This window comes from Citrobacter sp. RHBSTW-00599, assembly GCF_013784065.1.
Classification (GTDB): domain Bacteria; phylum Pseudomonadota; class Gammaproteobacteria; order Enterobacterales; family Enterobacteriaceae; genus Citrobacter; species Citrobacter braakii.
Map to the genome: position 1 here is coordinate 3791254 of NZ_CP056717.1, position 13975 is coordinate 3805228.

The window sequence follows — 13975 nt, forward strand, 5'->3', positions numbered from 1 at the left end:
ATTATGAGCCATGTCTCTTTACAGGATTTTTTGAAAACTGAACCGGACGGTACGCTGGAAGCTATCGCTGCCCAGTACAACACCACGCTGCTGGAGGTGGTGAAAAACCTCCCCTCCCCGACGCTGGTTTCCGGCGATCAATTTGATACTGTCTGGGAAACCGTCAGCGAATGGGGCAAAGTCACCACCCTGGTCCATACTGCTGATGTCATTCTGGAATTCACCGGGGAATTACCTTCCGGATTCCACCGTCATGGCTACTTCAACCTGCGCGGCAAAAAAGGCATGACCGGTCATATCAAGGCAGAAAACTGTACGCATATTGCCCTGATTGAACGCAAATTTATGGGAATGGACACCGCGTCCATTCTCTTCTTTAACCAGGCGGGTAGCGCAATGTTCAAAATTTTCCTCGGTCGGGATGAACATCGACAGCTACTGGCCGAACAGGTCAGCGCCTTTCACGCGTTGTCTTCATCTTTAAAGGAACATGCCTGATGGCTCCATGGCTCATTTTTGGTGCGGGTGGTAGCGGCGTCGGCGCGAAAACGCTTGAACTCGCACTGGCGGAACAACGTCCGGTGATTGCTGTCGTTCGCAACGCACAGGTCGCTGCTGGGTTGCAGGAAAAAGGTGTGCAGGTTTTCATCGGCGACGCCTGCGATAGTCAGGTCACCGCCTGTGCCTGTCGCGCAGCGGGTCAACATGCCACGGTGATCTCCTCCATGGGCGGCGCACAGGACTATCTGGCGCACAGAACCGTCATTGATGAAGCAGAAAAAGCGGAGATCAAGCACATGATTCTGGTGACCTCACTCGGCTGCGGTGACAGTTGGCCTTTTCTTTCTTCACGCGCAAAGGCCGCATTTGGTCAGGCTGTACGGGAAAAATCGCTGGCTGAAAGCTGGCTACAAACCAGTCGACTGGACTACGCCATTCTCCGCCCCGGCGGTTTGCTGAACGGTGCAGCCACCGGCCAGGCGCAACGAATACAGGCTCAGGAGTGTCACGGCTTTGTAATGCGTGCAGATGTTGCGAAGCATATTCACGAACTGGCCACTGCGCCGGCACTCAATAACCAGATTTACAGTTTGGTTGAGCCGGGACTGAAACCCGCGTAAACCCCTCACGGCGCGGGAACTCCGCGCCGCAAAGACGTTATGGAGCGTTACGTGCTTAAGGACTCGCTTTCTTCCGTCAGCATCCTGACGGGTCTTTCTCTTTTGCTGGTTGCTCTGATGCTCTTCGGTGCCAGCCAGGGGGCGCTGAACATTAGCTTCAGCGCTCTGTTCAACGACGAATATCGTGATATCTGGTTAAACATCCGCCTGCCTCGCGTGCTGCTAGCCGTTCTGGTCGGTGCTGCGCTGGCGACGGCTGGGGTCATCATGCAGGGACTTTTCCGCAATCCGATGGCCGATCCTGGCCTGCTTGGCGTCAGCAGCGGCTCCGCGCTGATGGTCGGCATCGCGATAGTTATCCCATTTTCGTTCCCCGTAGTGCTGGTGCTGTATGAGCAGATGATTTTTGCCGTCGCAGGCAGCATGGTGGTCTGCACGATTATTTTCCTGATAAGCCAGCGTCATAACCACGGTGGAATGATGCAACTGCTGTTAGCCGGTATCGCTATCAATGCCCTGTGCGGTTCGGCTATTGGCGTACTGAGCTATGTGGGCGACGAGCAGCAGCTACGTCAACTTACATTGTGGATGATGGGAAATCTCGGCCAGGCCCAGTGGCCAACGCTGTTGGTTGCCAGCACGTTTATTCTTCCAGCCATTGTTATAACCATCTGCATGGCGGGAACGCTTAATTTACTGCAGTTGGGTGATGAAGAGGCGCATTACCTCGGCGTAAACGTCAAACGTAAGCGTCAGCAGTTACTGTTGCTCAGTTCGCTCCTGGTTGGCGCTGCGGTTTCCGTCAGCGGCGTAATTGGCTTTATTGGCCTGGTGATCCCGCATCTGATCAGAATGACGACCGGCGCCGATCATCGCTGGTTGATTCCCTGCTCTACGCTGGCCGGTGCCTGTTTACTTCTGATTGCCGACACGTTGGCCCGCACACTTGTTCAGCCAGCCGAAATGCCCGTTGGCCTGTTAACCAGCCTGATCGGTGGACCGTATTTCCTGTGGTTAATACTGCGTAGCCGGAGGGTGTCATGATCGTCGCTGAAAATCTGGTCTACCATATTCAGGGAAGACGACTGACCGACGAAGTTTCCCTGACGCTACCTGATAGAGAGATCATCGCGATTCTTGGCCCGAACGGAGCCGGGAAATCGACGCTGCTACGCCAGCTTACGGGATATCTGCAGCCCCACAGTGGGCGTTGTAGCATGTTTGGTAAGCCGCTTGACAAGTGGTCAATCACCGAGCTGGCAAAAACCCGTGCCGTGATGCGCCAGAATAGTCATATGGCCTTCCCGTTTAGCGTTCAGGAGGTCATTCGCATGGGCAGACATCCGTATCGTACGCGCAACACGGGCGATGAAACGGAGCACATCATGGCATTGTGTGATTGCCAGGCGCTGGCCACACGCGATTACCGGCATCTCTCGGGAGGAGAACAACAGCGGGTACAACTGGCGCGCCTGCTGGTTCAGCTTTGGGAGCCCGAGCCTGGGCCGAAATGGTTGTTTCTTGATGAACCCACCTCCGCGCTGGATATTCACCACCAGCAGCACCTTTTTCGTCTGCTACGTCGTCTGGTGCGTGAACGACAGTTTAACGTCTGCTGCGTCCTGCACGATCTCAACCTCGCGGCGCGCTATGCCGACCGTGTGGTATTGATGGAACGCGGCAGGATAGTTGATAACGGATATCCGCAGGATGTTCTGAAGCAACGGTCGCTGAACGCGCTGTACGGTGCCGATCTCACGGTCATAAATGAACCGGAGCATCGAACGCCGATTATCGTCCTCAATCAATAACAGACCGGGAACCCCTGACGTGGTGTTCCCGTTTTTCTCCCTTTACACCCTTTTTTCACCTTTTCTAAAAACGCCCTTGACCTTCCCCTTGCTGGAAGGTTTAACCTTTATCACAGTCAGTTAATCCTGCAAAAAAGGAGTTGGTTATGTCTCAAACAATCGATCTAACCCTGGACGGCCTGTCCTGTGGTCACTGCGTAAAACGCGTTAAAGAAAGTCTGGAACAACGTCCGGACGTTGAGCAAGCGGATGTCACCGTGACAGAAGCGCATGTTACCGGGAGCGCCAGCGCAGAAGCGCTGATTGAAACCATTAAACAAGCCGGTTACGGCGCGGAGTTAAGCCACCCAAAGGCTAAACCGCTGACGGAGTCATCAATCCCGTCGGAAGCACTGGCAGCGGTCCCTTCCGAGCTTCCGGCAGCTACGGCTGATGATGACAGCCAGCAGTTGCTGTTAAACGGCATGAGCTGCGCCAGTTGTGTGACCCGCGTACAAAATGCATTGCAAAGTGTACCGGGCGTCACGCAGGCACGGGTAAACCTGGCGGAACGCACTGCGCTGGTAATGGGCAGTGCCTCCGCCGCAGATTTAGTACAGGCGGTTGAAAAAGCGGGCTACGGCGCAGAAGCGATTGAAGATGATGCTAAGCGTCGCGAGCGTCAGCAAGAAACCGCCGTGGCAACCATGAAACGTTTTCGCTGGCAGGCAGCCGTCGCGCTGCTCCTGGGTATCCCGGTGATGGTATGGGGCATGATTGGCGACAACATGATGGTGAGCGACGACAACCGCAGCCTGTGGCTGATGATTGGTCTGGCAACGCTTGCCGTGATGGTTTTCGCGGGCGGTCACTTTTACCGCAATGCGTGGAAAAGCCTGATGAACGGCACCGCGACCATGGATACGCTGGTGGCGCTGGGTACGGGGGTGGCATGGCTCTATTCCATGAGCGTCAACCTCTGGCCGCAATGGTTCCCGATGGAAGCGCGACACCTCTATTATGAAGCCAGTGCCATGATTATCGGTCTGATTAACCTCGGACACATGCTGGAAGCGCGGGCTCGCCAACGCTCGTCTAAAGCACTGGAAAAACTGCTCGATCTGACACCGCCGACCGCGCGGGTCGTCACTGACGAAGGTGAAAAGAACGTGCCGCTGGCAGAGGTGCAGGCTGGAATGTTGCTGCGCCTGACCACCGGTGACCGCGTTCCGGTTGATGGCGAAATCACTCAGGGTGAAGCCTGGCTGGATGAGGCCATGCTGACCGGTGAGCCGATTCCACAGCAAAAAGGTGCAGGCGATAGCGTCCACGCCGGTACGGTCGTACAGGACGGTAGCGTGCTGTTCCGCGCCAGCGCTGTTGGCAGTCACACCACGCTGTCGCGCATTATTCGTATGGTGCGCCAGGCGCAAAGCAGCAAACCGGAGATTGGCAAACTGGCCGACCGCATCTCGTCGGTGTTCGTTCCGGTCGTGGTCGCCATTGCGCTGGTCAGTGCGGCTATCTGGTATTTCTTTGGACCGGCGCCGCAGATTGTCTATACGCTGGTAATCGCCACCACCGTCCTGATTATTGCCTGCCCTTGTGCGCTGGGTCTGGCAACGCCGATGTCGATTATTTCCGGCGTCGGGCGTGCCGCTGAATTTGGGGTGCTGGTACGTGATGCCGATGCGCTGCAGCGCGCCAGCACGCTCGATACCATCGTGTTTGATAAAACCGGGACGCTAACTGAAGGCAAACCACAGGTTGTCGCCATCAAAACGTTTGGCAATACCGACGAAGCGCTGGCAATTCGTCTGGCAGCGGCCCTTGAACAGGGTTCCAGCCACCCGTTAGCCAGGGCGATTCTGGACAAAGCAGGTGATGTCACGCTGCCGCAGGTCAACGGTTTCCGTACGCTGCGCGGTTTAGGCGTCAGTGGCGAAACGGAAGGTCATTCGCTGCTGCTGGGAAACCAGGCGCTGCTCAATGAACAGCAGGTAGATACCACTGAAATGGAGGCTGAAATCACCGCTCAGGCTTCCCAAGGCTCAACCCCAGTAATGTTAGCGATTGACGGTAAAGCGGCAGCGCTGTTAGCGGTACGTGATCCTCTGCGTAGCGACAGCGTGGCAGCACTCCAGCGTCTGCACCGCGCCGGGTATCGTCTGGTGATGCTCACCGGCGACAACCCAACGACCGCCAACGCCATTGCCAAAGAGGCGGGTATTGATGAGGTGATTGCTGGCGTTCTGCCGGACGGTAAAGCCGAGGCGATTAAACGTCTGCAGAGCCAGGGGCGTCAGGTTGCCATGGTCGGTGACGGTATCAACGATGCGCCTGCGCTGGCTCAGGCTGATGTAGGGATTGCCATGGGTGGCGGCAGCGATGTGGCGATTGAAACCGCCGCGATTACGCTGATGCGCCATAGCCTGATGGGCGTTGCCGATGCGCTGTCTATCTCCCGGGCAACGCTGCGCAATATGAAGCAGAACCTGCTCGGCGCGTTTATCTATAACAGCATCGGTATCCCCGTTGCCGCCGGGATTTTGTGGCCGTTCACCGGAACACTGCTCAACCCGGTCGTTGCCGGGGCGGCGATGGCGCTCTCCTCCATTACCGTGGTGAGCAACGCTAACCGACTGCTGCGCTTCAAACCTAAAGAGTAAGCCTTTACCGGATGCCGCTCTGAACGGAGCCCCAAATCATTCGCGTTGCCTCAAAGCTGCAAGTATAAAAACCCCAGGAGCATAGCCAACTATGTGACTGGGGTTTTTGCTCGCTGCCAATAAAGAGGCGGAGGGAATGATGAAGTGTATTTGCACCTTCCAGGACCACGCGCTAGCATGGAAGTCTACTTAGGGAGGCCGTATGGATCTGTTGTACCGGGTAAAATCATTTTTCACCGCGCTACGCGGCAACCACTATACCTGGCCTGCCATCGACATCTCCTTGCCCGGAAACCGCCATTTTCATCTGATTGGCAGTATTCACATGGGCAGCCGCGATATGGCGCCTCTGCCTGCCAAATTACTCAAAAAGCTCCAGCGTGCCGATGCGCTCATTGTCGAAGCCGATGTTTCCGGCGACGACGCGCCGTTTGCCAACCTTCCGACCTTTGCCGCACTGGAAGAGCGCATCAGCCCAGAGCTGCTAGATAATCTGCACAAAGTCACCGACGAGCTGGGTATTTCCCCTTCCCTGCTGTCTACACAGCCGCTGTGGCAAATCGCCATGGTCTTGCAGGCAACGCAGGCGCAGCAGTTGGGGTTGCGGGCAGAATACGGCATTGATTACCAACTTCTGAATGCGGCAAAACAGGTGCATAAACCCATAATCGAGCTGGAAGGCGCATCCAGCCAAATCGAGCTGTTGTGTCAGTTACCCGATAACGGACTGGCTCTACTGGACGATACCCTGACGCACTGGCATACCAATGCCAGACTGCTACAACAGATGATGGGCTGGTGGCTTAAAACGCCGCCACGCAATAGCGAACTCACTCTACCCAATACTTTTAGCCAGTCGCTGTATGACGTTTTGATGCATCAGCGTAATGCGGCCTGGCGCGATCGACTCAGGGCGATGCCTGCCGGGCACTATGTTGTAGCCGTTGGCGCGCTGCATTTGTATGGAGAAGGAAATTTGCCGGAGATGTTACGGTAAAAAAATGGCCAATATTACTATTGGCCCGTCAAAGAGGAATTTCATCATTATTATGATCCCGACGCTTAAAGCATCGGTGTAGTTCGATTGTCGCTCAAAGTCATCATCCTGCCAACACTATTGCGCAAGATGGTACTATTTTTTAGACAGACATCAGGCGTATGCTTGTGTCGTATTTTGTCTGGGCCAGGAAAATTGCTATGACACCCGCCGTTAAATTACTCGAAAAAAACAAAATTTCTTTCCAGATCCACACCTACGATCACGATCCGTCCGAGACGAACTTTGGTGACGAAGTGGTACGCAAGTTAGGTCTGAATGCGGACCAGGTCTACAAAACGCTACTGGTTGCCGTGAATGGCGATATGAAGCACCTGGCGGTTGCCGTTACGCCGGTAGCCGGTCAACTGGATCTCAAAAAAGTCGCCAGGGCGTTGGGAGCCAAAAAGGTCGATATGGCCGATCCGATGATCGCGCAGCGAACCACCGGGTATCTGGTAGGCGGCATCAGCCCGCTGGGGCAGAAAAAAAGATTGCCGACGCTCATCGACGCTCCCGCCCAGACGTTTGACACCATTTATGTGTCCGGCGGCAAACGCGGGCTGGATATTGAACTGGCAGCGGGCGATTTGGCGAAAATTCTGGATGCGAAATTCGCCGATATCGCACGCCGTGATTAATTGTCTTTTGCCCGGTGATACGGCGATTGAGCCTACTGCGATTACAGGGCGTGATTGGTGAAGACAGTTTGGACTCGGCCAGCGCGCAAGAACCGGAGCGTAGATGTAATAAGTAGGATTATTGGGCCGCCATGAAGGGCGGCCCGGAGGAGCGGATAAAATGATGCCCCAAATTGCCCTGTTACTGCCAGCTTACCTCGCCCTTCGGCTCATACGCACCAGCATCGAGCGGTGAGTTCTTCTGCACGTACTCTTTCAGCACTTCCGCATCAATAAACCCGGTATTTACATAGCCAGGCTTGTTATCAATTCGCGGATAGCCATCGCCGCCGGTGGCATTGAAGCTCAGCGTTGCCATGCGATAGGTTTTGGCTGGATCAACGGGTTCGCCTTTAATTTTCAAATCGTTAAGCTTGCCGTCTTTCGCCACGAAGCTGACATTGGCAAACTGCGGATAGGCCCCGGAATCCGGCTTCATTTGCGCCACGGCGGTCAGATAGTCAATCACCTCTTTCCCGCTCATGTCGGCGTACACCACGATGTTACCGAACGGCTGCACCTTCAGCACGCTCTTATAGGTAATATCACCGCCTTCGATGGAGTCACGGATACCGCCGCCGCTCATCACGCCAAAATCAGCGCTGGTTCGCGCCATTTGCGCAGCCAGCAGTAAATGCCCCATGTTGGTCTGCACGAAACGGACTTTGCTACGGTCGCCTTCGAGGCGCGCATTGACGCTACCAATTTTCACGTCGAGCTGCGCTTTACCTTTATTCTGGAACGGCGTCAGCAGAGAAAGCATTTGCTGATTTTCTGCAATTTCCGGGGTGTAGAGTACGCGCTCACTTTTACCGTTGTCCCAGGTCACTTTTTTCTTAAGGTTGACGGGGATGAGCTGGTAGTTAACCATTTTCATTTCGCCATTGCGGAACTCAAAGTCCGCCCGCCCCACGTATTTCCCCCACTCATGCGCCTGCACAATCCAGATCCCGTTTTGCTTGTCTGGCGCACACGGCGTACCCGGCACGTAATCAACCTGCTTCTTGTTTTCCGCGGCCATACATACCGGATCCTGCGAGTGACCACCCACAATCATTGCCAGCGATCCCGCCGGCAGGCTGCGCGCCATTTCTACGTCGCCAGGTGCGTTCGAGCCGTGATTGCCATTGTCATAATGTCCCATATGGGTGGTCGCAATAATGATGTCCGGCTTTTCCCCCATATTCAGTTCCTGGATAACCAGTTTGGCTTCATCAGCAGGTTTACGGAACTCAATATCGGTAAAGAACTCTGGGTTGCCAATTTTCGCCGTATCGTCAGTGGTTAAACCGAGTACGGCAATTTTTAAATCCTGGCGCTTAAAGATGGCCCACGGCTTAAACAAACGCTCGCCGGTGCTTTTCTGATAGATATTGGCCGAGAGAAACGGGAATTTGGACCATTTTTCCTGCTGGCGCAATACGCTAAGCGGATTATCAAACTCGTGGTTTCCGACCGCCATCGCATCATAGCCAATCAGGTTCATTCCGCGAAAATCAGGTTCCGCATCCTGCAGATCAGACTCCGGTACGCCGGTATTAATGTCGCCACCGGAAAGCAGCAGTACACTGCCTCCTTCCTCAGCCACCTCTTTACGAATACCGTCCACCAGCGTTTTTTGTGCCGCCAGCCCGTATTCACCGTATTCGCTGCGCCAGAAGTGACCGTGATGATCGTTGGTATGCAGAATGGTAATTTTGTAGGTTTTATCTTTTTCGTACGCCTGTGCAGGTTGACCTGCCAGCGCAAATGCGGCTAATAACGCCAGCGCCACGCCCCGTTTTAAAAACTTCATATTTCACTCCCTGACTCAATATCAACCGCCATACCCGTTATCCTTCAAATTACATGTGCGTTGGCTGCGCTCACTTCCCCCTGTTGCTTATGCAATAAGCTCCTGGGACTCTCGCGTTTGCCGCCTGCCTGTAAGTCGAATTAGTTCGGGCATAAAATTACAGCTACTGAAAATAATAGCCGAAAATGTTTTCAGAAATGAGACTTCCTTCAAACACCTTCCGCAGGTATGTTAGTCAGGTAATAATAACAAATTAGATTACCCTCATAATCGCAACCCAAACAGAAGTGACTTTCTATGGCAATAAGTGAACCAACCCAGCCAGTGGCTGGCGCGTCAGCGTCGGTTGCTAAAGCACGCACCTCATTTGGCATTTTAGGGGCAATCAGCCTCTCCCATCTGCTAAACGATATGATCCAGTCGCTGATCCTGGCGATTTATCCGCTATTGCAGTCAGAGTTCTCGCTGACGTTTATGCAGATAGGGATGATTACCCTGACCTTCCAGCTTGCTTCCTCACTGCTGCAACCGGTTGTGGGTTACTGGACGGATAAATACCCAATGCCGTGGTCGCTGCCCATTGGGATGTGCTTCACGCTGAGTGGGCTTGTTTTGCTGGCCATGGCCGGCAGTTTCCATATGGTCCTGCTCGCCGCGGCGCTGGTTGGTACCGGCTCTTCGGTATTTCACCCGGAATCATCCCGCGTGGCGCGAATGGCCTCCGGCGGTCGTCACGGTCTTGCCCAGTCAATTTTCCAGGTTGGCGGCAACTTCGGTAGCTCTCTGGGACCGTTACTGGCGGCTGTCATCATCGCGCCATATGGTAAGGGTAATGTGGCCTGGTTTGTGCTGGCTGCGTTATTAGCGATTGTCGTTCTGGCGCAAATCAGCCGTTGGTATGCTGCGCAGCACCGGATGAGTAAAGGAAAACCGAAAGTCGCCATCGTGAATCCGTTACCACGGAATAAAGTGGTACTGGCGGTAAGCATCCTGCTGGTGCTGATTTTCTCCAAATACTTCTATATGGCGAGCATCAGCAGCTATTACACCTTTTATCTGATGCAAAAATTCGGATTATCGGTACAAAATGCCCAGTTTCACTTGTTTGCCTTCCTGTTTGCCGTCGCAGCCGGGACGGTGATTGGTGGACCATTGGGCGATAAAATTGGCAGAAAATATGTTATTTGGGGCTCTATCCTCGGCGTAGCACCCTTTACCCTCTTTTTACCCTACGCAACGCTGGAATGGACCGGGATTTTAACCGTGATCATTGGTTTTATCCTCGCATCGGCGTTTTCTGCCATTCTGGTCTACGCGCAGGAGCTGCTTCCTGGCCGTATCGGCATGGTTTCTGGGCTATTTTTCGGTTTTGCCTTCGGCATGGGCGGCTTGGGAGCCGCGGTGTTAGGGCTGATTGCCGACCATACCAGCATCGATTTGGTCTACAAAATATGTGCTTTCCTGCCACTACTGGGGATACTGACCATATTCTTACCTGATAACCGACATAAAGCGTGATTTCCTGACGGCCAAAAGTAAATTTTGGCCGTCAGACTTACAGTAGCCATCAGCCTTTGCCTCTCACATACCGCTGTACTTTTCCGATCCGTGCTTTTTTACGTCTAAAATCCTATTTTCATCAAAATTCAATAATTATTCACAAACAAAAACATCAAAATTGTCATAAACTATTACTCGTCGTTTGAGTTTTCAGGATTATCACAGCAACCAAAGGAGACGGAATGCATCACGCCACCCCGCTTATCACCACCATTGTCGGCGGCCTTGTGCTCGCTTTTATATTAGGCATGATTGCCAATAAACTACGTATTTCTCCTCTGGTGGGATATCTGTTAGCGGGCGTTCTGGCCGGTCCATTTACACCTGGTTTTGTTGCTGATACCAAGTTAGCGCCTGAACTGGCCGAGCTTGGCGTAATCCTGCTGATGTTCGGCGTGGGGCTGCACTTTTCGCTGAAGGATTTGATGGCGGTAAAGTCTATCGCCATTCCCGGCGCGATTGCCCAGATAGCGGTGGCAACGCTGCTGGGCATGGCGCTTTCAGCGGTGATGGGCTGGTCGCTGATGGTAGGGATCGTGTTTGGTCTGTGTCTTTCAACCGCCAGTACCGTGGTGCTATTGCGTGCGCTTGAAGAAAGGCAGCTCATTGACAGTCAGCGCGGGCAAATCGCCATTGGCTGGCTGATTGTCGAAGACCTGATGATGGTGCTGACGCTGGTTCTCCTGCCAGCCGTCGCTGGAATGCTGGAAAAAGAAGATGTCGGCTTTGCCTCGCTGGCCGTAGATATGGGCATTACCATCGGTAAGGTGGTGGCATTTATCGCAATTATGATGCTGGTCGGTCGTCGCCTGGTACCGTGGATTATGGCCCGTAGCGCCGCAACCGGCTCACGCGAACTGTTTACCCTGTCAGTCCTCGCCCTCGCATTAGGTATCGCATTTGGCGCAGTGGAGCTGTTCGATGTCTCCTTTGCACTGGGGGCATTCTTCGCCGGCATGGTGCTGAACGAATCTGAACTGAGTCACCGTGCGGCGCATGACACCCTACCGCTGCGCGATGCGTTCGCCGTACTGTTCTTTGTTTCCGTCGGGATGCTCTTTGATCCCATGATTCTGATTCAGCAACCGCTGGCGGTGCTGGGCACGCTGGCGATTATCATCTTTGGTAAATCCCTTGCCGCCTATTTCCTGGTGCGCCTGTTTGGTCACTCCCAACGCACAGCGCTCACCATTGCCACCAGCCTGGCGCAGATTGGTGAATTTGCCTTTATCCTGGCGGGTCTGGGCATGGCGTTAAACCTGCTGCCGCAGGCCGGACAGAATCTGGTGCTGGCGGGGGCGATCCTGTCTATCATGCTTAACCCGGTGCTGTTCGCGGTGTTAGAAAAATATCTCGCCAAAACAGAAACGCTGGAAGAACAGACGCTGGAAGAGGCTATTGAAGAAGAGAAGCAAATTCCGGTGGATATCTGCAATCACGCCCTGCTGGTTGGCTTTGGGCGCGTCGGTAGCCTGCTGGGCGAGAAATTGATGGCTGCGGGGATCCCGCTGGTAGTTATCGAAACCTCACGCACCCGAGTGGATGAACTGCGCGAGCGCGGGATCCGCGCGGTGCTGGGAAATGCCGCCAACGAAGAAATTATGAATCTGGCGCATCTGGATTGCGCACGCTGGCTACTGCTGACCATTCCCAATGGCTATGAAGCAGGTGAAATTGTCGCTTCAGCACGCGAGAAGTGCCCGTCGATTGAAATTATCGCGCGCGCGCATTATGACGACGAGGTGGAATACATTACCGAACGCGGCGCCAATCAGGTCGTCATGGGTGAGCGTGAAATCGCCCGTACCATGCTGGAACTGATTGAAACGCCGCCTGCTGGTGAGGTGGTCGTTACAGGCTGATGTCGTTGCCGGATGACGCTATCGCTTATCCGGCATGTGCATGATTTAACGATCCCAGTACGACTCTTCGAGACTATCTTCGCGTTCCGGCAAACCGCGCGTCAGGCGCGGGGAATGCTGGTTCAGCACCTGATAACTCACGCGATTCGCATATTTACACACCTGGGCTAACGACGAATAGGTCAGCCAGGTGAACTTGTGCTTGCTGGAGTTAGGCACGTTGCTGCGGTGATAGCTGTTAGCGGTAATATCATGCAGCAATGCCGCCAGCGCGCCGTCGCCAGCGCCGTTGGTATTCATGATCTTCTCTGGACCGCCCATATACGGTGCGATGTGCGAATACACACGCAGCGGATTGGTACAATCTTTATGGCGCATGGCGCGGCTAAACTCGTACTGGTTGAATTCGGCAATGGCCCCAGGCAGCAGCGGATGCTGGGTTTTACGTTTGACTTCTTCTTCCGTAAAGCCCGCCATATAAAGACCCGCCGGACCCGCTGTGCACAGCACCAGATCCACCCAATCCAGCGCCTTGTCGGACGCCAGCAGCGGATCGTTTTCGCCGGTCAGCGCTTCGGCCTCTTCTTCATTCATCGCCAGAATTGAGACATGCTCTTTCAGGAATGCCTGCCACCACTGCGGATTATCGGCAATGACAAATTTGGTGCCCAGCGTCAGTACCACCGGTACATTGTGTTTTTTAGCAAATTCGATCGCCTTCATGGTCGCTTCCGGCATTGGCTCACCCGGCTCGCAGCGCACCAGATAGGACGTTAGCACCAGCGCGGACGCTCCGGCAATCACCGATTCAGGGATGCTATCCGCCCGTAGCTTGTTCATATGCCCTGGGCTGATTGCAAAGGTACGCTCACCGGACTCGCCAATCAGCGTAAAGCAGCGACCAATCGGTCCATCTACGCCCTGCAGGTAGTTCAGATCGGTACGACTGGAGGTATTGCATAAATAGCGGTACGCATAGCTGCCAATCTCGATATTGCTGCACATCACACCCAGCAGCACCGAGCGGTCATCCGCCAGCACGGAGTAGTTGTGCATCGTATTACCGATAGTACCGCCCGCAAACTGATGGGTGATCAAATTTTCACGCACCAGTTCCTGGTAGAGCGCTTCAGCGACATCATCTGCAATCACCAGAGAGTGCCCGGCACTTAATCCATAACGTTTTACAAAGTTATCATCAACTTTGGCTTCAATATCCACCAGCGTCTGGTCAATACCCACCACCCAGGCTGCGCTGGTTTCATTTTCTGGCTGAATTTGTTGCAGCAACGGATCGCGCGCGCTGACGGGGAAATAGTGTTTGGATTTACGTTTACCGGGAAATTTCATGGTCGATTTTACGGGTGGTTAGCTGAGCGATGCATGGTAGCACATTCCCCGCTGCGCATGCGATGCGGCGCTGAGTTTCAATATCGGACGGTGAGATCGCAGTTTATCCGGG

At 54.2% G+C, this 13975-nt stretch carries 11 protein-coding genes; 9 read left to right on the top strand and 2 right to left on the bottom strand.

The genetic code is table 11. The features are described from left to right. Positions 1–3: 3 nt before the first annotated feature. The 7 genes from hutX (at position 4) to ybaK (ending at position 7257) form a co-directional block, all read left to right on the top strand. The gene (gene hutX, locus HV243_RS18620) at positions 4–498 is read left to right on the top strand and encodes a heme utilization cystosolic carrier protein HutX (protein ID WP_016155886.1); all 495 of its coding nucleotides are present in this window, start codon (positions 4–6) and stop codon (positions 496–498) included. Continuing rightward, positions 498–1121 carry an anaerobilin reductase gene (chuY, locus tag HV243_RS18625; protein ID WP_046276074.1) on the top strand — a complete coding sequence of 208 codons (624 nt, stop codon included), beginning with the start codon at positions 498–500 and terminating at the stop codon, positions 1119–1121. The genes hutX and chuY overlap by 1 nt, the downstream gene beginning before the upstream one ends. Before the next feature lie 51 nt (positions 1122–1172). Then, positions 1173–2165, top strand: coding sequence for an iron ABC transporter permease (locus tag HV243_RS18630; RefSeq protein WP_046276104.1), 993 nt, complete (start codon positions 1173–1175; stop codon positions 2163–2165). Continuing rightward, entirely contained in the window at positions 2162–2932 is a 771-nt protein-coding gene (locus HV243_RS18635; RefSeq protein WP_053389377.1) for a heme ABC transporter ATP-binding protein, read from the top strand. Before HV243_RS18630 ends, HV243_RS18635 begins: the two co-directional genes overlap by 4 nt. A 146-nt stretch (positions 2933–3078) precedes the next feature. Continuing rightward, on the top strand, positions 3079–5580 hold the full coding sequence (gene copA, locus HV243_RS18640) for a copper-exporting P-type ATPase CopA (RefSeq protein ID WP_053389376.1): 2502 nt from the start codon (positions 3079–3081) through the stop codon (positions 5578–5580). Between the two features lie 202 nt (positions 5581–5782). Next, positions 5783–6577, top strand: coding sequence for a TraB/GumN family protein (locus HV243_RS18645; protein ID WP_047358021.1), 795 nt, complete (start codon positions 5783–5785; stop codon positions 6575–6577). A gap of 200 nt (positions 6578–6777) precedes the next feature. Beyond that, positions 6778–7257, top strand: coding sequence for a Cys-tRNA(Pro)/Cys-tRNA(Cys) deacylase YbaK (gene ybaK, locus HV243_RS18650; protein WP_016152092.1), 480 nt, complete (start codon positions 6778–6780; stop codon positions 7255–7257). A gap of 181 nt (positions 7258–7438) precedes the next feature. Here the strand turns inward: ybaK and ushA are convergent, their stop codons facing one another. Further along, positions 7439–9091, bottom strand: a complete 1653-nt coding sequence (gene ushA / locus HV243_RS18655; protein ID WP_016155880.1) for a bifunctional UDP-sugar hydrolase/5'-nucleotidase UshA — start codon at positions 9089–9091, stop codon at positions 7439–7441. Between the two features lie 297 nt (positions 9092–9388). On the opposite strand from ushA, the gene fsr reads away from it, so the two are divergent. Both fsr and ybaL read left to right on the top strand, forming a co-directional pair. Next, positions 9389–10609: a fosmidomycin MFS transporter gene (fsr, locus tag HV243_RS18660; protein ID WP_016155879.1), complete on the top strand. Its 1221-nt coding sequence runs from the start codon at positions 9389–9391 to the stop codon at positions 10607–10609. 224 nt (positions 10610–10833) lie between these two features. Beyond that, positions 10834–12513: a YbaL family putative K(+) efflux transporter gene (gene ybaL, locus HV243_RS18665; protein WP_016152087.1), complete on the top strand. Its 1680-nt coding sequence runs from the start codon at positions 10834–10836 to the stop codon at positions 12511–12513. A gap of 45 nt (positions 12514–12558) precedes the next feature. Here ybaL and gsk read toward each other — a convergent pair whose 3' ends face one another. After that, the gene (gene gsk / locus HV243_RS18670; RefSeq protein ID WP_016152086.1) at positions 12559–13863 is read right to left on the bottom strand and encodes an inosine/guanosine kinase; all 1305 of its coding nucleotides are present in this window, start codon (positions 13861–13863) and stop codon (positions 12559–12561) included. Positions 13864–13975 lie beyond the last annotated feature (112 nt).